The sequence below is a fragment of the Streptomyces venezuelae genome (genome assembly GCF_008642335.1).
GTDB lineage: Bacteria > Actinomycetota > Actinomycetes > Streptomycetales > Streptomycetaceae > Streptomyces > Streptomyces venezuelae_F.
The window spans coordinates 1,285,537-1,304,115 of record NZ_CP029191.1; the positions used below are offsets into that span (position 1 = coordinate 1,285,537).

An 18,579-nucleotide genomic window follows, 5' to 3' on the forward strand; every position below is an offset into this window, starting at 1 on the left:
GGCCGGGGAGGTCCCATCGCCCGGAGCGGCGCACCAACCGCCCGTCATCCTCAACGAGCGTGTGCGCCCCGCGGCACGAACCGCGCACCGGACAACAGGCATTGTCCCTGTCCGTCCGCCGCCGTGGCAGCTTGATCGGCCACGGCCCGCTGTGGACTGCGCCACGTTGCGCGTCCTCCGGTCATGCCGTACCACACACCCCCCGAAACCGGACGAGCTTTCCGGACATCGGCCAACGAACTGCTTGGCACCCGGGTGCAGTACAACGATCGGCCAGCCTACCCCGCACCGCGCGCCGGCAGGGTCACGGGGAACGGTCGGGCAACCGCCCCGAGAGCAGGAACACCACGGTCCGCTTCTCTTCGCGCCAGGCCCGTGTGTCGAGCTCGACGGATTGCAGGAGGGCGCACTCGACGGCGTATCCGTGCTCGCTCAGATCCCTGCCGATGAGTTCGGCGGCGTCGCGTGTCGCGGCGTGGGTCACGATGCGCTCGGGACGGCGGTCGGCGACCGCGGAGACCACCGCGGCTCCCCCGCCCCCGACGCGTACGACATCGGGTTCGGGCAGGTCTTCGAGGACGTGCGGCGCGACGCCGTGCACGGTCTGCGCCTGGACGCCGAAGCGGCGGACGGCGGCCGTCGTGCGGCCGAGGGCGTCGGGGTCGCTGTCGACCGCGATCACCGCGGCGCCGAACCGCGCCGCCTCGGCGGTGAAGGCGCCGCTGCCGCAGCCGATGTCCCAGACGAGGTCGCCCACGCGCGGCCCCAGGCGGGCGAGTTGCGCGGCCCGCAGCCGGTCGCTCTCGCCCTCGCCGAGCCAGATGTCGCCGCCGTACTCCGCGGCGGGCAGCGCCCAGCCGCGCGGTGCCGCACCGGGTTCGCGGCCCATGATCCAGCCGGTGTCGGCGGCCGCGGCGGCGCCGCCGATGACGATGACGACGTTCGGGTCGCGCCAGCTGTGGTCGGCGGCCTTCTCGGAGGTGACCACGGAGACCTGCTCGCGTTCGGTACCGAGCTCCTCGCAGATCACGAAGGTGCGGTGGACGCCCTGGAGCAGCAGGCCGAGCTCGGCGGGTCCGGCGCCGGGCGAGGTGAGGACGGCGACCTTGGGGTGGGCGCGGCAGACGTTCACGGCGCGGCGCAGGGTGCGGCGGTGGGCGACCACGACCTCGGCGTCGTCCCACGGCATGCCCGCGCGGGCGAAGGCCTGGGCGACGGAGGAGACGGCGGGCACCACTTCGACCTCCAGGCCGAATTCCGGGGCGCGCAGGGTGCGTACGACACCGAAGAAGCCGGGGTCGCCGTCGGCCAGGACGACGGCGGTGCCGCGGTGGGCGGCGATGCGGCGGGCGGCGAGGCCGACGCTGCCGAGGCGGATCCGTTCGGCGCGGGCGGGGATCTCGTCGAGTGCCAGGTGGTGGGCGGCGCCCGCCACGAGCGTGGCGGCACTGAGCGCGGAGCGTGCCGCGTCGGTCAGCGGCGTACCGTCCCAGCCGATCACCGTGACCCGGTCGGCCATCGTCGTCTGTCTCCTGGGTTCTCGCGGGTCGTCAGTGCGGGGGCGGCGGCTGCGGGGGTGGGGCAGGGCACCGGACCAGGGCGAGCGTACCCGCTGTGACCGGAGTCAGTTCCAGTCGGAGTAGGCGGAGAATCCGCTGTCGGCGAGCGCCTCGGAGACGCCTTCGAGGTCTTCGGGGAGCAGGCTCCACACGATGAGGTCGGTGCGCAGCTCGAGCCAGCCGCCGAACGGGTCGCCGCCGTTCCTCGTGCGCGCTATCCAGGCGCCGCGCAGGACGCCCTCGCTGATGCAGCCGATCTTCTGGGCGACCTGCTGGGCGGCGGTGTTGTCGGCGGCGGTGCGCAGCTCGATGCGTTCGAACTTCTGGTCGTGGAACAGCCATTGGGCGGTGGCGAGCGCCGCCTCGGATGCGTACCCCTCGCCGCGGGCCCAGGGGGCGACGACGTAACTCAGCTCGGTGGAGCGCACCCGCCAGTCGGTGGACCGGAGTTGGATGATGCCGACAAGTCGCTGGGTGAGGAACTCGGTGACGGCGAGGACGATGCCGCGGCCCTCGGAGCGTTCGGCGGGGGCGCGGTGGGCGATCCAGTCGCGTGCGACGGTCTCGGTGTAGGGCTGGGGCACGGAGGTCCAGGCCGTGACGAGTTCGTCGTTCATCATCTCCGCGTACGCGGGGACGTCCGCCTCTTCGAGAGGGCGCAGCACCAACCGCTCCGTGCTGATGGAGATGTCGGGGAACCCCGATGTGCCCGCTGTGCCCGAGGAGGCTGTAGTCATGCGCCGCTCCATACCCTTCATAGACCTGAAGGACCTTCACCTTTCGGTCTTCTGAAGTGCCCAGCATGCAGCATGCACGGGCACAGACGCACCACGGGGTCCTCTCCGGGTGGCGGAGAGGACCCCGTCGGCGTCACGCGCGCGGGAGGCCGTTCAGCCCGCCCCGACGGGCAGGACGGATCCCTTGTACTTGTCCTCGATGAACTTCTTCACCTCGGGCGAGCGGAGCAGTTTGGCGAGCTTGCGCACCCGCGGGTCGTCCTTGTCGCCCTTCTTGACGGCGAGGACGTTGTTGTAGGGATTGCCCTTCGACGACTCCAGGAGGATGGCGTCCTCCTTGGGGCTGAGGTCGGCGTCGAGCGCGTAGTTGTTGTTGATGACCGCCGCGTCGAGGTCGTCGAGCGAGCGCGGGAGCTGCGCGGGTTCGAGTGCCTTGACGGTGAGCTTCTTCGGGTTGGACGTGATGTCCTCGGGCGTGGCGGTGCCGCCGACGCCCTTCTTGAGCCCGATGAGGCCCTTGGAGGCGAGCAGCTGGAGTGCCCGTCCCTCGTTGGTCGTGTCGTTCGGGACGCCGACGGTCGCTCCCGCGGGGAGCTCGGCGATGTCCTTGATCTTCTTGGCGTACACGCCCATGGGGGGCAGGTACACCTCGGTGACCGGCACGAGGTCCGTCTTCTTGGACTTGTTGAAGTCTTCGAGGTACGGGGTGTGCTGGTACAGGTTGGCGTCGAGGGAGCCCTCTTGGAGCGCGGTGTTCGGCGTGACGTAGTCCGTGAACTCCGTGATCTTGAGGTCGAGCCCTTCCTTCTTCGCCAGGTTCTGCTGGATGTACGTGAGGACCTCGCCGGCCGGGGTCGGCGTGGCGCCGACCACGAGCGCGCCGTCGCTCCGGTCGTCCGCGCCGCACGCGGTGAGGCCGAGCGCGAGGGCCAGGGTCCCCGCCGCGGCGGCGATGGTGGACGTACGCACGGTCAGAACGCCGCGACGACGGCGCCGTCGTACTTCTCGTCGATGAACTTCTTGACCTCGGGCGAGGTGAGGAGCTTGGCGAGCTTCTTCACGCGCGGGTCGTTCTCATCGCCCTTCTTGACGGCGAGGAAGTTGCCGTAGGGGTTGCCCTTGGCGGGCTCGGCGACGAGGGCGTCCTTGGCGGGGCTGAGCGCGGGCTTGGCCTCCAGCGCGTAGTTGCCGTTGATCACCGCGGCGTCGACATCGCTCAGGGTGCGGGGCACCGTGGGGGCTTCGAGCTCCTTGAACTGGATGTTCTTGGGGTTCTTGGCGATGTCCTTGGGGGTGGCCTCGTAGCCCACGCCCTTCTTGAGCTCGATGATGCCGTTGTCCGCGAGCAGCTTGAGCGCGCGGGCCTCGTTGGTGGTGTCGTTGGGAATGGCGATGGTGGCGCCCTTCTCCAGCTCACCGAGCTTCTTGACCTTCTTCGAGTACACGCCGAGCGGCTCCAGGTGAACCGTGGCTCCCGGGACGGGCACGATGTCGGTGCCGCGCTTCTTGTTGAAGTCGTCCAGGTACGGCTTGTGCTGGAAGTAGTTGGCGAAGACCTCGCCCTGTTCCACGGCCGTGTTCGGCGTGACGTAGTCGGTGAATTCCTTCACCTCGAGGTCGAGGCCCGCCTTCTTGGCGAGGTTCTTCTGGACGTAGTCCAGGATCTGGCCCTGCGGCGTCGGGGTCGCGGCGACGACGAGCGGGCCGTCCTTGTCGCCGGAGCCCTTGTCGGAGCCGCAGGCGGAGAGTCCGAGGGTGAGGGCTCCGGCGGCGAGGACAGCGGTGGTGATCTTGGCGGTGTTACGCACGAAAAGTGCCTTTCTCCATGGGTGGTGCAGCCCCGCGGGGTGCGCGGGGAAGTCCTGGTGGCCGTGGGGCCGGGTGGCCGTCGCGTCAGCCGGTCTTGGTGACCGATTCGGCGGCGGCGGTGCCGGGCAGTACGCCCCGCAGCGGCCGGAACAGCAGCAGCGGGGCCGAGCCGCCGCCGCGCTTGTGCAGACGGCGGGCCGCGTAGTCGCCCGCGAACTGGATGATCGAGATGACCACGGCGAGGATCGCCACGGTGATCCACATCAGCTCGGTCTCGAAGCGCTGGTAGCCGTAGCGCAGGGCGAGGTCGCCGAGGCCGCCGCCGCCGACCGTGCCCGCCATGGCGGAGTAGCCGATGAGGGCGACGATCGTGGTGGTGGCGCCCGAGATCAGCGAGGGCAGCGACTCGGGGACGAGGACCTTGCGCACGACGGTCCAGGTGGAGCCGCCCATCGACTGCACGGCCTCGACGAGCCCGCCGTCGACCTCACGGATGGAGGTCTCGACCAGGCGCGCGAAGAACGGGATGGCGCCGACGGCGAGCGGCACGAGGGCGGCCTCGCGGCCGATCGTGGTGCCGGTGATCCACCGCGTGAAGCCCATCAGGGCGACCATCAGGATGATGAAGGGCATCGAGCGGGCGATGTTCACGATCTGCCCGATGACCTTGTTGAGGAAGGCGTTCTGCAGCAGTCCGCCGCGCTCGGTGAGGACGAGCAGGACGCCGAGCGGCAGTCCGGCCACGACGGCTATCAGCGTCGACCAGCCCACCATGTAGAGGGTGTCCCAACAGGCCTGCTCCAGCAGGGGCTGCATCTCCGACCAGGTCACTTGGCACCTTCCTTGACCAGCAGCGTCGCGTCCTTCGGCGTGGGCGCCGCGTCTTCGCCCGCGATGTCGACCTGGAGGCCCTGCTCGCGCAGGAAGCCGATGGGGACGACGTTCTCCTCGAAGCGGCCCGGCAGCTCGATGCGCATGCGGCCGACCTGCTTGCCCGCGACGGTGTCCATCGCGGCGCCGAGGATCGAGATGTCGATGTTGTACGTGCGCGACAGCTGGGAGATGACCGGCTGGGTCGCGGCCTCGCCGTGGAACGTCACGTCGACGACGGTGCGGTCGGCGCCTGTGGCCTCGCCGCTGACCGGGAAGAGCGCGGCGGCGAGTTCGGAGCCGGGGGTGGCGAGCAGCTCGCTGACGGTGCCGGACTCGATGATCTGTCCGCGCTCCATGAGGGCGGCGGAGTCGCAGACGCTCTTGACGACGTCCATCTCGTGCGTGATGAGCAGGACGGTCAGGCCGAGCTGCTGGTTGAGGTCGCGCAGGAGCTGGAGGATGGAGCGGGTGGTCTCGGGGTCGAGGGCGCTGGTCGCCTCGTCGGAGAGGAGCACCTTCGGGTCGCCTGCGAGGGCGCGGGCGATGCCGACGCGCTGCTTCTGGCCGCCGGAGAGCTGGGCCGGGTAGGACTTGGCCTTGTCGCCGAGTCCGACCAGGTCGAGGAGTTCGAGGGCCTTGCGGGAGCGCTCCTGGCCGGAGAGGCCGAGGATCTCCAGGGGCAGCTCGACGTTGTCCTGCACGGTGCGCGAGGACAGCAGGTTGAAGTGCTGGAAGACCATGCCGATGCGGCTGCGGGCCCGGCGCAGTTCCTTGCCGGCGCGGGGGCCGCGGCCCGCGAGGGCGGTGAGGTCCTGACCGGCGACGGTCACGGTGCCGGAGGTGGGGCGCTCCAGGAGGTTGACGCAGCGGATCAGGGAGGACTTGCCGGCGCCGGACTGGCCGATGACGCCGTACACCTCGCCCTCGCGGACGTGCAGGTCGACTCCGTCGAGGGCGGTTACTTCACGACCGCGTGAGCGGTAGACCTTGGTGAGGCCGGAAGTGGTGATCACAGGATTTCCGTCACTGTCGAGTGCGCGGCGCGGGGTGGCCGGGCACGGGGCATTCGTTCGGAACGCGGCACGGTTCTCGCGGTGGTGGTGCGGTGGAACCGGAGGACGTGTGCGCGGGGCAGGCTCGCTTCCTACGTCGACTTGTCGACTCCGTTGAGTGCGACGGTTGCGTCGGTCAGGAGCGCGGCACAGCGGCTTCGCTTCGGGGCGCGAGGCTCTTCAGTGGTGCGGGGGCCCTCAGAAGGCGCACATTCGACACATACAACGAGCACCGGGCGTCGTGATCGCCTCGGTCGCAAGGGTGCGGCTGCTCGTCGTGGTCATGGGCCCAAGTAAAACACGCGTGAGGTGGCTGTCCACCACCGCTGTCCGGTATACGGACAGCGGTGGGACGGCCGCGGACACCGGTGGCAGGCGGGTCAGTCGGCGACGACGATCTCCACGCCGCCCTCCGTGGCCTGCGCGGACACGGCGGAGAGGTCCTTGACGACGACGTCGGCGAGGCCGCCGGAGAGCTCGGACGCCGGGTGGGTTGTGGTCAACGCCACGGTCTTCATGCCGGCGGCGCGGCCCGCCTGCAGACCCGCGGGGGCGTCCTCGAAGACGACGCAGCGCGCGGGGTCGACGCCGAGCTTGGCGGCGGCGAGGAGGAAGGGCTCCGGGTCGGGCTTGCCGCGCGTGATGTCGTCGGCGGCGATGACGAGGCCGGGGCGCAGGCCGACCTCGGCGAGCCTGGCCTCGCCCAGGGCGCGGGTCGCGGAGGTCACCACGGCCCAGCGGTCGGCGGGCAGGGACTCCAGGAGCTCGCGGGTGCCGGGCAGCAGGACGACACCGCCCGCGACGTCGGCGACCTCCAGCTCATCGATGCGGGCGACGGCCTCGGCGAGCTTCTCCGGCGGCAGCAGGTCGGCGGCGATCTCGGCGGCGGGCCGCCCGTGCAGCTCGACCGCGGCGAACTCCTCGGCGGTGATCCCGTACTCCTGTGCCCACCGCGACCAGCAGCGGTACACCGACTCCAGGGAGGAGACGAGGGTGCCGTCGTTGTCGAACAGGAGCGCGTCAGCGTGGATCTTCATGACCATCGAGCCTACGGGGCGCCTCCGGGGGCCGTGCAACGGGCCGAGGGCCGCGCGCACCGGGCCGAAGGCCCCGTAATAAAGTCACGGACATGCTTGTTGCCCTGACGATCGCGGTCTCCGTGGCCGCGCTCGCCCTCGCCGCATGGTGCGGTTTCGCCGCTTACCGCGACCAGCCGACCAAGGACTGGCACTTCATCGGGATGGGTGTCGTGACCCTCCTGGCCGCCGTCCAGCTGATCGCCGGCATCGTCCAGCTCGCGCGCGGCGAGCACGCGGACCAGGGCACGACGATCTTCGTGGCGTATCTGATCGGCGCGTTCGCCTGTGTGCCCGCGGCCGGTTTCATGTCCCTCGCCGAGCGCACCCGCTGGGGCTCCCTGACGGTCGCCGCGGGCGGCGTGGTCCTCGCCGTGCTCGAAGTGCGGCTCTACGACATCTGGGGAGGCTGAGGTGACGGTGACCGGAGAGAGCGAGACCCCCGAGTCCCCCGGGACCCGCCAGAAGCTCATCACGGGGCCCGGCATCCTGCTGGTGTGGCTGTACGGCGTGATGGTGGTCGGCGCCGTGTCCCGCTCGGCCGTGCAGATCTCCACGGACTTCGACAAGGCCCCGCTCGCGTACTCGCTGTCCGCGGTCGCGGGCCTCGTCTACGGCTTCATCACGTACTCGCTGGTGCGCGGCGGCTCCACGGCCCGCACGGCGGCGCTGGTGTGCTGCGCCGCCGAGCTGGTGGGCGTGCTCGGCGTGGGCACGTGGACGCTGGTGGAGCCGTCCGCGTTCCCGGACGCCACGGTGTGGTCGGACTTCGGGATGGGCTACCTCTTCATCCCGGTGATCCTGCCGGTGACGGCGATCTTCTGGCTCAACCGGGCGCGGAAGGCTTCGGCGGAACGTTAGGCGCTGGCCACGTACGTCCCCGCGGCCGCCTCCTTCGCGAACGTCAGCACCGTGAGCCGGTCGTTCACGTGCTGGGTGCTCACCGGCGCGTACCCGTGCTTGCGGTAGAGCTGGAGGTTCTGCTCGCTGCGGTGACCGGCGGAGAGCTGGAAGCACTTGGCCGTGCCCCCGTCCCCGAGCCGGTGCTCGATCGCGTCGAGGAGGCGGCCGCCCAGGCCGTGGCGCTGCATCCTGGGGTGGACGATGAGCTTGCCGATGTGCGCCGTACCGTCGGCGTCGACCGTGCCGCGCACGGACGCCACCACCTCGGTGCCGAGCCGGGCGACGAGGACGGTGCCCGCGGCCAGTTCGCCCCTGAGGGACTCCAGGGACTGCGTCAGGGGTTCGATCGAGTAGTCGCCGTAGATCGCGGCCTCGCTCTGGTAGCAGAGGTACTGCAGTTTGAGGATCTGCTCGACGGCGTCCTGGTCGTCCGCCGCCGCCACCGAGATGGTCACGCTCATGCCCATGTGTGCATGCCTCCCGCTCACCTGCTCCACCGGTTGTCTAACGCTCCATTCCCCACGGTGCAGGAGCCGCAACCTCCGCCGCCAGCATTCTGCGCAGGCATCCCAGGCAACGGGAACGTTCCGGCCCCAGACTCCCCTGTGACATTCCCAACTCTCCTGCGATTTCGCGGTAGGTGAGGTCCTTGGGGGACAGCAGTGCGGCCATGAGGCCGGGGCAGCGTCCGGGCAGCCTGCGCACGGCGGCGTGCAGGATGCGGTTCCGGTCGGCGGACAGGGCGCGCTCCTCCGGGCCGCGCTCGGTGTCGTCCGCGGGTTCGGTGGCGTACGCCGCTTCCTGACGGCCCCTGCGCCGGGTGAGGAGCGCCTCGGCCTCCACGGCGCCGCGCAGCCACAGCGCGGGGTCGGCGGGCGGTCCGTCGGACTCCAGGCGCTCCAGGAGGCGGAGCCAGACGGCCTGTTCGAGGTCGCCGGGGTCCGTGCCGGAGCCGAGCGCCTCCGCGGACGCCTCGGCGGCGAGCAGCGGGCGCAGGGCGGGGATGAGCGTGGGGATGGGGTCGTACGTCATGCACGGCGGGACGCGGCCGCTCCGGCGCGAGGTTTCCGGAGCGGCCGTGTCTCACCCCAACCGGGGCCCATACCTCAGCGGTTGACGAAGTCCGCGGCCGCGAGCAGGGCGGTGTCGCAGTTGTCGGAGAAGATCCCGTCGATGCCCGTCTCGAAGTACGCCTTGAAGGCGCCGAAGGCGTCGCCGTAGGCCGTCGGGTCGGTGCCCTTCCTGAAGTTCGTGGGCAGGAAGGTGTTCTCGTTGCGCATCGTGTACGGGTGCAGGATCAGGTCCGCCGCGTGCGCGTCCCTGACCAGTGTGGTCGGGGTGCCGAGGCTGCCGTCGGCCTTGCGCGGGATGACCAGGTCGAGGGTCGGGCCGATGCCCTGGGCGAAGCCGGCCATCCAGCGCAGGCCCTTGGGCGTGATCAGGTCGGCGACGGTGCGCGGGTCGTTCGCCTCGACGAAGTCCCAGGGGCGGGAGTTCGCGGTGGACAGGAGCACGACGCGCGGCGCGGAGACCAGCTTGGCCAGGCGCTGGATGCTGCTGGGCTCGAAGGACTGGAGGAAGTTCGGCGAGTTCTTCTTGTGGCGGCCGTAGCGGCGCAGGAGCTTGGCGAGGGGCTCCTCCAGGCCGAGGCCCAGCTTGCGGAAGTAGGTGGGGTGCTTGGTCTCGATGTGCAGCCAGACGGGCTTGCCGCGCTTGCGGCCCTCCTTCTCGGCCCACCGGAAGACCTCTTCGAGGGTGGGCACGTCCCAGCGGCCGTCGTAGAGGGTGTTGCGCTGGCGGGTGCCGGGGATGCGCTCCTTGGCGCGCAGCGTCTTCAGCTCGGCGAGCGTGAAGTCCTCGGTGAACCAGCCGGTGAGCGAGGTGCCGTCCACGGACTTGGTGGTCTTGCGGGACGCGAACTCGGGGTGCGCCGAGACGTCCGTCGTCGCGGTGATGTCGTTCTCGTGACGGCAGACGAGGTGGCCGTCCTTGGTCGGCACCACGTCCTGCTCGATGACGTGTGCGCCCATGTCGAGGGCGAGCTGGTACGAGCCGAGGGTGTGTTCCGGCCGATAGCCGCTGGTGCCGCGGTGCGCGACGACGGTCGGTACGGGCAGGGACGTATATCCGCCATGTCCGCCGTGCCCGCCGTGTCCACCGCCGTGCCGCTCGCCGGCTCTCGCCACGCCGGGCAGTCCGACCGCGGCGGCGCCCGCACCGGCGATCGCCGCTCCCAGTAGCGCGCGGCGCCCCGGGCTCGTCCCCGGCTGCTGCTGACCCGAATCCTGCGTCGCCATTGGCGCTCCTCCCGATGTCTCGCTGCCTTGCACCTGACAAAGCGGGACTGATCGTAGGTGGCCGCGAGTGACGTGTGGGAGACCCTGGAGGGAACGGCGGGATGACGCGGCGTGGCGAGTGGGCGCACGATGGGCGTTGCGGCGCGTGTTCGGGGGCCGCCACGCTGAGCGAAGTGTGCGCGTGACAAGGACCACTACTTCGGGCCACACCCGCCCCAGGGGGATACGGTCGTCACACAGGCGACAACCCCGGGCAACACGGCACAGAATCAGGTCAACACTGTGTATCGGGTCCATGAACCCGATGTGCAAAGGGCGGTGACCCGCGAGTACCGTACTCACCTGCACTTACTCGTCGTCGACCCGTTGACACCGGAGGGCCTGTTGTCCCGTCTAGCGCTCATCAAGGCAGTGCTCGGACCGTTCTTGCGCCTGATGTTCCGCCCACGGGTAGAAGGCGCCGAGAACATCCCGGGGACCGGCCCCGTCATTCTGGCCGGAAACCACCTCACGTTCATCGACTCGATGATCCTGCCGCTGGTCACCAACCGTCCGGTGTTCTTCATCGGCAAGGACGAGTACGTCACCGGCAAGGGCCTCAAGGGCCGCCTCATGGCGTGGTTCTTCACGGGCGTCGGCATGATTCCCGTGGACCGTGACGGTGGGCGCGGAGGTGTCGCGGCGCTCATGACGGGGCGGCGGATCCTGGACGACGGCAAGGTGTTCGGCATCTACCCCGAGGGCACGCGTTCGCCCGACGGGCGGCTGTACCGGGGTCGTACGGGCATCGCCCGGCTCACCCTCATGACGGGCGCGCCCGTCGTCCCCTTCGCGATGATCGGCACGGACAAGCTCCAGCCGGGCGGCAAGGGGCTTCCCCGGCCGGGGAAGGTGACGGTCCGCTTCGGCGAGGCGATGGAGTTCTCGCGGTACGACGGGATGGACCGGGACCGGTATGTGCTGCGGGCGGTGACGGACTCCGTGATGACGGAGGTCATGTTGCTGTCGGGGCAGGAGTATGTGGACATGTACGCCACGAAGGCGAAAGCGGCGTAGCCGCTGGGTAACGGTTTTTACGGTGCGCCCGCACCGGGGCTGGGGTCTCTTCCCCCTGCGCCGGGGCGGGCGTTCGCGTTTCCTCGCCGCTTCGCGGGGGTGCCGGTGGCTTTGACCGCGGGCCGGTGGGGGCTGGTCGCGCAGTTCCCCGCGCCCCTGAGTGCCACCGCGCGTCGGTTGTTCGGTGCGGGTCGTGCCCCGTTAGGGGCGCGGGGAACTGCGCGATCAGCCCCCACCGGCCCGCACCCGAAAGCCCACCCCCGGGGACCCTAGTGCTCCACGCCGTCCTCCAGTTTCTGGTGTTTCAGGAGGAACCACGCCGCCGCCGCCGTGGCGAGGAGGACCCCCGCGCCGACGCCCGCCGCCAGGCGCAGGCCGTCGACGAAGGCCGACTGGGCGGAGTGGAGGAGGACGTCCGCCTGGGCGGAAGGAAGGGACGCCGAGGATTCCACCGCGCCGCCCAGCGACTCGTGCGCCGCCGACGCCACGTCAGCCGGCGTACCCGGCGGCGCGGTGAAGTCGCGGTAGACGCCGGTGACGATGGAACCGAGCAGCGCGATGCCGAGCGCCGCGCCCAGCTCGTACGCCGTCTCGGAGACCGCGGACGCCGCGCCCGCCTGCTCCTTGGGGACGCTGGACAGGATGACGTCGGCGGTGACGGTGAAGGAGAAGCCCGCGCCGATGCCCACCACCAGGAGCGCCGCTCCCAGGAGCGGATAGCCCGTGCTCTGGTCGAGTGCCGTGAGTACCGCGAGGGACAGGCCCACCGCCGCCAGGCCGCCGGCCACCACGATGCGTACCGAGAAGCGGCGGGCCACCATGCCCGCGATCAGGCCCGCCCCCACCGCGCCCACCGCCGCGGGCAGTTCGGCCAGGCCCGCCTCGAACGGCCGTCGCCCCTGTACGAGCTGCAGGAACTGGGAGAGGAAGAAGACCAGGCCGGAGAGGCCGAGGACGGTCAGCAGGTCGGCGAGGACCGCCCCGGAGAACCCGCGGTTGCGGAAGAGCCGCATGTCCAGGAGCGGCGCGGAGAGCGTGAGTTGGCGGCGTACGAACCAGACGAGCGCGGCGACGCCGACGACCGCCGCCGCGGCGACGTCCCAGCGCATCCCGTGCGCGGCCGCCTCCTTGATGGCGTACACGACAGCGATCATGCCGATGAGGGAGAGCACGACGCTGACCAGGTCCCAGGGGCCCGGCGCCGGGTTCTTGGACTCGGGCAGGAACTTGATGCCGACCAGGACGAGCACGGCCATCACGGGCAGGTTGATGAGGAAGACCGAGCCCCACCAGAAGTGTTCGAGCAGGAAGCCGCCGACGACGGGACCGACCGCGGCGCCCGCGGACGCCATGGCGCCCCAGATGCCGACAGCGAGGCTGCGTTCGCGCGGGTCGTGGAAGATGTTGCGGATCAGCGCCAGCGTCGACGGCATCAGCGTCGCGCCCGCGACCCCGAGCAGCGCGCGGGCCACGATCATCATCTCGGGACTGGTGGCGTAGGAGTTCAGGACCGACACCGCGCCGAAGGCGACCGCTCCGGTGAGCAGCAGCTTCTTGCGGCCGATGCGGTCGCCGAGGCTGCCCATGGAGACGAGCAGACCCGCGATGACGAACGAGTAGACGTCGCCGATCCAGAGGAGCTGGGTGCCGGAGGGCTTGAGGTCTTCGCTGATGTACGGCGTCGCCAGGCCGAGGACGGTCGCGTCGACGGCGACGAGGAGCACGGCCAGCGCGAGCACGGCGAGGGCGAGCCAGCGGCCGGGGCTGCGCTCGATCTCGGGTGCCGCGGCCTCCTTGTGGGTGCTGGTCATGATTCCACTCTCCGCTGTGCGCCGCCGATCAGCAGCTCGGCGATCATGTACGAGAAGTCGTTGGCGGCCACCCGGCCGTCCTGGACGGCCCACGCGCCGGAGCCGATGAGGCCGTAGAACGCCTCGGTGAGCCAGACGGGTGTCAGGTCGATACGGAACTCGCCGTTCTCCTGACCACGCCGGAAGAGGGCGGCGAGCCGGTCGTCGATGTGGGACCAGCCGTCGTTCTGCGCGTCGCCCTCGAAGAGCTGGTTCTCGGTGTAGAGGAACGCGAGCAGGCCCGCGGCGGGTTCGATCTCCTTCACCAGGCGCCGCAGCGCGTCCCCGGCGCCGTCGTCGTCGAGCCGGGCGCGGACGAGGGCGGCCTCGCACTCCTGGAGGCCGAGGTCTTCGAGGGCACGCACGAGCGCGTCGCGGCCCGCGAAGTGGCGGTGGAGGGTCGCCCTGCTGATGCCCGCGGCACGGGCGACCTCGTCCATGGTGGAGGTGGCTTTGCGGGTGAGCAGGGCGGCGGCGCTGCGCAGGACCTGGTCGCGATCGACTGACATGAGACAAGCATAAGCCGCGTGAGACATTCATGTCTCACGGGTTTCTCGCGGTGGCCTTCCCTCGTCCCGCTCCGCCCCCTCAGTTCCAGGGCAGCCGCGCGCGCCCCTCCCAGTACGCCGCCGGGTCCTGCGCCAGTCCCACCAGCCGTTCCACCTGACCGGCGTCGAGGTCGACGGCCGCGGCGTGGAGGTTGGAGACCAGCTGGGCCGACGTGGCCGCGCCGGAGAGGACGACGCCCGCCCACGGTTCGGCCAGGAGGACGGCGAGCGCCACCGCGTCGCAGCCGAGGCCCGTCTCCTCGGCGACCTCGCGCAGCGCGGTGGGCGCGTACGGGTCGGCGAGGCGGCCGTTGGCCAGGCCCTCCTTGACGAGCACGGTGAGGCCCGCGTCGTGCGCCTCGGCGAGCGCGCGGCCCGCGGAGGTCTCCAGGATGTTGTACGTCGCCTGGACGGTGCGGAAGAGCGGCTCGCCGTCGACGGTCACGTCGAGGGCGGCGCGGATCGCCGCGGCCTGCTGGGGGCCGCTGACGGAGAGGCCGACGGTGACGCCCTCCGCCGCGAGCGCGGCGAGGCGGGCGTGGAGTTCCTTGTCGGTGAGCGCGGGGCTCTCGGGCGTCACGGAGTGCACCTGGTAGAGGTCGAGCCGGTCGCCGAGGAGCTCGGCGGTCTCGGCGCGCTGCCGGTCGTACGCCGCCGGGCTGTGGTCCTTGACCTCGTGCGGGCCCTCGGCGTCGGTGCGCCAGTCCGCCGTGTACGTGTAGCCCCACTTGCTGCCGATGACGACGTCACGGATGTCCGGCCTGGACGTCAGCCAGTCGCCGAGGAATTCCTCGGAGCGGCCGTACGAGCGGGCCGCGTCGATGTAGCGGACCCCCGACGCGTAGGCGGCGTCGAGGAGTTCGAAGGTGCGTTCGCGCAGGGCCTCGACGGTGCGGGCGTGCGGCAGGTCGGTGTCGCGGCCCAGCGTGATGTAACCGGGCCTGCCGACGGCGGCGAGACCGAGCCCCAGGTGCGCGGTCGGGGTCGTGGCTGCGGCCAGCCTGGCGAAGGGCATCGCGGGCTCCTCGTTGTAGGGGATCTCCCCGCCAACGTAACCCGCGACGCCCTCTCGTCACTTGCGGGCGCCCGCCCACTCCTTCTGGACCGACAGGTCCGCCTTGACGTCGGCGAGCTGGTCGGCGACGGCCGAGGGGGCGGTGCCGCCGCGGCCGTTGCGGGAGGCGAGCGCGCCCGGCACGTTGAGGACGGTGCGCACCTCGGGCGTGAGGTGCGCGGAGATCTTCGCGAACTGGTCGTCGGTGAGGTCGTCGAGCTCCTTGCCCTCGGCCTCGGCGACCTTCACGCACTCACCCGCGACCTCGTGCGCGACACGGAACGGCACGCCCTGCTTGACGAGCCACTCGGCGATGTCGGTGGCGAGCGAGAAGCCGGCCGGGGCCAGCTCCTCCATGCGCTCGCGGTGGACGGTGAGCGTCGCCATCATGCCGGTGAAGGCGGGCAGCAGGATCTCCAGCTGGTCGCAGGAGTCGAAGACCGGCTCCTTGTCCTCCTGGAGGTCGCGGTTGTACGCGAGCGGCAGGGCCTTGAGGGTGGCGAGGAGGCCCGTCAGGTTGCCGATGAGGCGGCCGGACTTGCCCCGCGCCAGCTCGGCGATATCCGGGTTCTTCTTCTGCGGCATGATCGACGAGCCGGTCGAGAACGCGTCGTGGAGGGTGACGAAGGAGAACTCCTTCGTGTTCCAGATGATGACCTCCTCGGCGATCCGGGAGAGGTTCACGCCGATCATGGCGGTGATGAAGGCGAACTCCGCGACGAAGTCGCGCGAGGCCGTCCCGTCGATGGAGTTGGCCGACGAGCCGTGCTCGAACCCGAGGTCCTTGGCGACCGCTTCCGGGTCGAGGCCGAGCGAGGAGCCCGCGAGCGCGCCGGAGCCGTATGGCGACACGGCCGTCCGCGCGTCCCACTGCCGCAGCCGCTCGGCATCCCGGGACAGGGACTGGACGTGCGCGAGGACGTGGTGCGCGAAGAGGACCGGCTGGGCGTGCTGCAGGTGCGTGCGGCCCGGCATGGCGACGTCGGGATGCGCCTCGGCGAGGCCGACGAGCGCGCCCTGGAGTTCGGCGAGGAGGCCGCCGATGATGCGGGCGTGGTCGCGCAGGTACATCCGGAAGAGCGTCGCCACCTGGTCGTTGCGGGACCGGCCGGCCCGCAGCTTGCCGCCGAGGTCCGGGCCGAGCCGCTCCAGCAGGCCGCGCTCCAGGGCGGTGTGGACGTCCTCGTCGGCGATGGTGCCGACGAACGAGCCGTCGGCGACGTCGGCTTCGAGCCGGTCGAGTCCGTCCAGCATGCCGGTCAGCTCGTCCTCGGTCAGCAGGCCCGCCGTGTGGAGCACGCGCGCGTGGGCGCGGGATCCGGCGATGTCGTACGGGGCGAGGCGCCAGTCGAAGTGGACCGATGCCGACAGCTTCGCGAGGGCCTCCGCGGGTCCGTCGGCGAACCGTCCGCCCCAGAGCCGGACGTCACCGCCGTTGTTGCTGCTCACTGCACGTGCTCCTCAAGGCTGTCCGCTGGTGCAACCATCCACTGCTGTGCATGATTATGCAAAGGTTCGTATGTTTCGTCAACTCGACGACGGCGCGAGCATAGTCTTCGGACATGGGAAAGACACACGACCGCATAGACGGCAGGCTCCGCACCTTCATCGAGGAACAGCCCATGTTCTTCACGGCGACCGCGCCCCTCGCCGGCGACGGCACGATCAACCTCTCCCCCAAGGGCCTCAAGGGCTCCTTCGCGGTGGTCGACGAACGGACGGTCGCCTACCTGGACTTCGCGGGCAGCAACGCCGAGACCGTCGCCCATCTGAGGGAGAACGGCCGCATCACGCTGATGTGGTGCGCCTTCCAGGGACCGCCGAACATCGTGCGGGTGCACGGCCGCGGTGAGCCCGTCTTCCGCGACGACCCGCGCTTCACGGAGCTCCTCGGCCACTTCCCGGGCATCGATCCGGCCCCGCACGGGCTGCGCGCCGTCATCGTCGTGACGGCCGACCTCATCCGCGACACCTGCGGGTACGGGGTGCCCTTCACGACATACGACGAGGACCGCGACCTGCACGGCAAGCGGTTCGCGCGCGAGGACGACGTGTCGCTCAGCGCGTACTTCGCCAAGAAGGACCACATCGCGCAGAGCATCGACGGGCTTCCCGGCCTCCCCCTCCCCCTGCCGCCCACCCCCGCCCCGGCCGAACCCTCCGTGTAGCGACCACATATCGAGACGGGGTTGCACGCGCAGACGGCCGGGGCGTTGCATCGCGCCGTGCACCCCGAACAGATCACCGCGCAGACGGACCCGGCCGACAAGGCGGCCCGCCGCGCCGTCACCGTCTTCCCCGTCCTCGTCCTGGCCGCGGGCGCGCTCGGACTCGCCCTGCCGGACACGTTCGACGGCTGGGGCACGAACGTCCCGTACCTCCTCGGCGTGGTGATGTTCTGCATGGGCCTGACCATGACCCCGCTCGACTTCCAGGGCGTGGTCAGGCGGCCCTGGGCCGTCGCGCTCGGCCTGGTCGCTCATTACCTGATCATGCCGGGCCTCGGCTGGCTGATCGCCCACGCGCTCGGCCTGTCGCCGCAGTTGGCGGCCGGCGTGATCCTGGTGGGCTGCGCGCCGAGCGGCACCGCGTCCAACGTCGTGACGTATCTGGCACGCGGCGACGTGGCGCTTTCCGTCTCGGTCGCCACGGTCTCGACGGTCCTGGCCCCGCTCGTCACCCCACCCCTGACCCTGCTGCTCGCGGGCGAGTACCTCCCCGTCGACGCGGGCTCGATGGTCACGGACATCTTCAAGACCGTGCTGCTCCCGGTGATCGCGGGCCTGCTCGTACGCCTGCTCTTCGGGCGGTACGTCGACCGGGTGCTCGGCGCGCTGCCGTGGCTGTCGGCGCTGACCATCGCCGCGATCGTGGCGATCGTCGTCGCGGGCAGCGCCGCGGCGATCAAGTCGGCGGCGGCGCTGGTGTTCCTCGCGGTCTTCCTGCACAACGGCCTCGGCCTGGCACTGGGCTACGGCGCGGGCAGACTCTCCCGGCTCGGCCCGCCCGCGTCCCGCGCGATGGCGTTCGAGGTGGGCATGCAGAACTCAGGCCTGGCAGCCTCCCTGGCCACGGCCCACTTCAGCCCCCTCGCCGCCCTCCCGGCGGCGGTGTTCTCCGTGTGGCACAACGTCTCGGGGGCGTTGGTGGCGGCGTGGATGGCACATCGGGCGCGGCGGGACGGGCGGTCGCGGGACGGCGAACGCCTTCCGGCCTAGTGTTCGTTGGAGGCCAGGCGGAGCAGGTGGTCCGCCAGGGCCTGGCCTCCCGAGGGTTCCCTGCTGATGAGCATCAGCGTGTCGTCGCCCGCGATCGTGCCCAGGATGTCGTGGAGTTCGGCCTGGTCGATCGCGGAGGCCAGGAACTGGGCGGCGCCCGGTGGCGTGCGCAGGACGACGAGGTTGGCCGAGGCCTCCGCGGAGATCAGGAGTTCCGCGGAGAGGCGGCGCATCCGCTCCTCCTTGGCCGACTCGCCCAGCGGTGCGCGCGGGGTGCGGAAACCGCCCTCGCTCGGGACCGCGTAGATGAGGTCGCCCTCGGCGTTGCGGATCTTCACCGCGTTCAGCTCGTCCAGGTCGCGGGAGAGCGTCGCCTGAGTGACCGTCAGGCCGTCGTCGGCGAGCAGCTTCGCCAGCTGGCTCTGGGAGCGCACCGGCTGCCGGTTGAGGATGTCCACGATCCGGCGGTGACGTGCGGTGCGGGTCTGCGGCACGGCGGGACCCGCGTGGTCGGCGTGCTCGTTGCCTTGCGCCTGGCTCATCGTCG

General features: G+C 70.9%; 20 protein-coding genes. 5 read left to right on the top strand and 15 right to left on the bottom strand.

From position 1 onward, the window contains the following. Positions 1–304 precede the first annotated feature (304 nt). From cbiE to DEJ49_RS05680, 7 genes are all read right to left on the bottom strand, one after another. Entirely contained in the window at positions 305–1,519 is a 1,215-nt protein-coding gene (gene cbiE / locus DEJ49_RS05650) for a precorrin-6y C5,15-methyltransferase (decarboxylating) subunit CbiE (protein WP_150182930.1), read from the bottom strand. A gap of 105 nt (positions 1,520–1,624) precedes the next feature. Beyond that, entirely contained in the window at positions 1,625–2,308 is a 684-nt protein-coding gene (locus DEJ49_RS05655; protein ID WP_150188060.1) for a GNAT family N-acetyltransferase, read from the bottom strand. A 141-nt stretch (positions 2,309–2,449) separates the two neighbouring features. After that, positions 2,450–3,265: a MetQ/NlpA family ABC transporter substrate-binding protein gene (locus DEJ49_RS05660; RefSeq protein WP_150182931.1), complete on the bottom strand. Its 816-nt coding sequence runs from the start codon at positions 3,263–3,265 to the stop codon at positions 2,450–2,452. Positions 3,266–3,267: 2 nt separating this feature from the next. Next, entirely contained in the window at positions 3,268–4,104 is an 837-nt protein-coding gene (locus DEJ49_RS05665) for a MetQ/NlpA family ABC transporter substrate-binding protein (RefSeq protein ID WP_150182933.1), read from the bottom strand. 85 nt (positions 4,105–4,189) lie between these two features. After that, complete coding sequence (locus DEJ49_RS05670) at positions 4,190–4,936, bottom strand: methionine ABC transporter permease (protein ID WP_150182935.1); 747 nt, start codon at positions 4,934–4,936, stop codon at positions 4,190–4,192. Beyond that, a complete protein-coding gene (locus DEJ49_RS05675; RefSeq protein WP_150182937.1) occupies positions 4,933–5,991 on the bottom strand; it encodes a methionine ABC transporter ATP-binding protein in 1,059 nt (352 codons plus the stop codon). Before DEJ49_RS05675 ends, DEJ49_RS05670 begins: the two co-directional genes overlap by 4 nt. Positions 5,992–6,410: 419 nt before the next feature. Next, the gene (locus DEJ49_RS05680) at positions 6,411–7,067 is read right to left on the bottom strand and encodes an HAD family hydrolase (RefSeq protein WP_150182939.1); all 657 of its coding nucleotides are present in this window, start codon (positions 7,065–7,067) and stop codon (positions 6,411–6,413) included. Positions 7,068–7,159: 92 nt separating this feature from the next. On the opposite strand from DEJ49_RS05680, the gene DEJ49_RS05685 reads away from it, so the two are divergent. Both DEJ49_RS05685 and DEJ49_RS05690 read left to right on the top strand, forming a co-directional pair. Beyond that, positions 7,160–7,519: a hypothetical protein gene (locus tag DEJ49_RS05685; RefSeq protein ID WP_150182941.1), complete on the top strand. Its 360-nt coding sequence runs from the start codon at positions 7,160–7,162 to the stop codon at positions 7,517–7,519. Position 7,520: 1 nt separating this feature from the next. Then, a complete protein-coding gene (locus tag DEJ49_RS05690; RefSeq protein WP_223832732.1) occupies positions 7,521–7,967 on the top strand; it encodes a hypothetical protein in 447 nt (148 codons plus the stop codon). Here the strand turns inward: DEJ49_RS05690 and DEJ49_RS05695 are convergent. From DEJ49_RS05695 to DEJ49_RS05705, 3 genes are all read right to left on the bottom strand, one after another. After that, complete coding sequence (locus DEJ49_RS05695; RefSeq protein ID WP_150182943.1) at positions 7,964–8,476, bottom strand: GNAT family N-acetyltransferase; 513 nt, start codon at positions 8,474–8,476, stop codon at positions 7,964–7,966. The two genes, DEJ49_RS05690 and DEJ49_RS05695, sit on opposite strands and share 4 nt — an antisense overlap. 37 nt (positions 8,477–8,513) lie before the next feature. Beyond that, the gene (locus DEJ49_RS05700) at positions 8,514–9,041 is read right to left on the bottom strand and encodes a sigma-70 family RNA polymerase sigma factor (RefSeq protein ID WP_150182944.1); all 528 of its coding nucleotides are present in this window, start codon (positions 9,039–9,041) and stop codon (positions 8,514–8,516) included. Between the two features lie 74 nt (positions 9,042–9,115). Beyond that, positions 9,116–10,306 carry a glycerophosphodiester phosphodiesterase gene (locus DEJ49_RS05705; RefSeq protein WP_150182946.1) on the bottom strand — a complete coding sequence of 397 codons (1,191 nt, stop codon included), beginning with the start codon at positions 10,304–10,306 and terminating at the stop codon, positions 9,116–9,118. A gap of 318 nt (positions 10,307–10,624) precedes the next feature. Between DEJ49_RS05705 and DEJ49_RS05710 the strand changes: the two genes are divergently transcribed. Then, positions 10,625–11,362, top strand: a complete 738-nt coding sequence (locus tag DEJ49_RS05710; RefSeq protein ID WP_150182948.1) for a lysophospholipid acyltransferase family protein — start codon at positions 10,625–10,627, stop codon at positions 11,360–11,362. 269 nt (positions 11,363–11,631) lie between these two features. Here DEJ49_RS05710 and DEJ49_RS05715 read toward each other — a convergent pair whose 3' ends face one another. From DEJ49_RS05715 to argH, 4 genes are all read right to left on the bottom strand, one after another. Next, positions 11,632–13,173: an MFS transporter gene (locus DEJ49_RS05715; protein WP_150182950.1), complete on the bottom strand. Its 1,542-nt coding sequence runs from the start codon at positions 13,171–13,173 to the stop codon at positions 11,632–11,634. Next, on the bottom strand, positions 13,170–13,721 hold the full coding sequence (locus tag DEJ49_RS05720) for a TetR/AcrR family transcriptional regulator (RefSeq protein WP_223832733.1): 552 nt from the start codon (positions 13,719–13,721) through the stop codon (positions 13,170–13,172). The genes DEJ49_RS05715 and DEJ49_RS05720 overlap by 4 nt, the downstream gene beginning before the upstream one ends. A gap of 79 nt (positions 13,722–13,800) precedes the next feature. Continuing rightward, a complete protein-coding gene (locus tag DEJ49_RS05725) occupies positions 13,801–14,775 on the bottom strand; it encodes an aldo/keto reductase (RefSeq protein ID WP_150182953.1) in 975 nt (324 codons plus the stop codon). A gap of 57 nt (positions 14,776–14,832) precedes the next feature. Beyond that, positions 14,833–16,263: an argininosuccinate lyase gene (gene argH, locus DEJ49_RS05730; protein WP_150182955.1), complete on the bottom strand. Its 1,431-nt coding sequence runs from the start codon at positions 16,261–16,263 to the stop codon at positions 14,833–14,835. A gap of 113 nt (positions 16,264–16,376) precedes the next feature. Here argH and DEJ49_RS05735 point away from each other — a divergent pair, with 113 nt between their 5' ends. Both DEJ49_RS05735 and DEJ49_RS05740 read left to right on the top strand, forming a co-directional pair. Beyond that, complete coding sequence (locus DEJ49_RS05735) at positions 16,377–16,982, top strand: pyridoxamine 5'-phosphate oxidase family protein (protein WP_150182957.1); 606 nt, start codon at positions 16,377–16,379, stop codon at positions 16,980–16,982. 57 nt (positions 16,983–17,039) lie between these two features. After that, positions 17,040–18,032: a bile acid:sodium symporter family protein gene (locus tag DEJ49_RS05740; RefSeq protein WP_150188062.1), complete on the top strand. Its 993-nt coding sequence runs from the start codon at positions 17,040–17,042 to the stop codon at positions 18,030–18,032. On the opposite strand, the gene DEJ49_RS05745 is transcribed toward DEJ49_RS05740, so the two are convergent. After that, positions 18,029–18,574 (bottom strand): arginine repressor, encoded by a 546-nt coding sequence (locus DEJ49_RS05745; protein WP_150182959.1) that lies wholly within the window; start codon positions 18,572–18,574, stop codon positions 18,029–18,031. The genes DEJ49_RS05740 and DEJ49_RS05745 overlap by 4 nt on opposite strands. Between the last annotated feature and the right edge of the window lie 5 nt (positions 18,575–18,579).

Excerpts from the sequence above, each read along its gene's own strand:
- cbiE (WP_150182930.1), bottom strand. The coding sequence starts at position 1,519 with ATGGCCGACCGGGTCACGGTGATCGGCTGGGACGGTACGCCGCTGACC.
- DEJ49_RS05655 (WP_150188060.1), bottom strand. The coding sequence starts at position 2,308 with ATGGAGCGGCGCATGACTACAGCCTCCTCGGGCACAGCGGGCACATCG.
- DEJ49_RS05680 (WP_150182939.1), bottom strand. The coding sequence starts at position 7,067 with ATGAAGATCCACGCTGACGCGCTCCTGTTCGACAACGACGGCACCCTC.
- DEJ49_RS05685 (WP_150182941.1), top strand. The coding sequence starts at position 7,160 with ATGCTTGTTGCCCTGACGATCGCGGTCTCCGTGGCCGCGCTCGCCCTC.
- DEJ49_RS05695 (WP_150182943.1), bottom strand. The coding sequence starts at position 8,476 with ATGGGCATGAGCGTGACCATCTCGGTGGCGGCGGCGGACGACCAGGAC.
- DEJ49_RS05700 (WP_150182944.1), bottom strand. The coding sequence starts at position 9,041 with ATGACGTACGACCCCATCCCCACGCTCATCCCCGCCCTGCGCCCGCTG.
- DEJ49_RS05705 (WP_150182946.1), bottom strand. The coding sequence starts at position 10,306 with ATGGCGACGCAGGATTCGGGTCAGCAGCAGCCGGGGACGAGCCCGGGG.
- DEJ49_RS05715 (WP_150182950.1), bottom strand. The coding sequence starts at position 13,173 with ATGACCAGCACCCACAAGGAGGCCGCGGCACCCGAGATCGAGCGCAGC.
- DEJ49_RS05720 (WP_223832733.1), bottom strand. The coding sequence starts at position 13,721 with ATGTCAGTCGATCGCGACCAGGTCCTGCGCAGCGCCGCCGCCCTGCTC.
- DEJ49_RS05725 (WP_150182953.1), bottom strand. The coding sequence starts at position 14,775 with ATGCCCTTCGCCAGGCTGGCCGCAGCCACGACCCCGACCGCGCACCTG.
- DEJ49_RS05735 (WP_150182957.1), top strand. The coding sequence starts at position 16,377 with ATGGGAAAGACACACGACCGCATAGACGGCAGGCTCCGCACCTTCATC.
- DEJ49_RS05745 (WP_150182959.1), bottom strand. The coding sequence starts at position 18,574 with ATGAGCCAGGCGCAAGGCAACGAGCACGCCGACCACGCGGGTCCCGCC.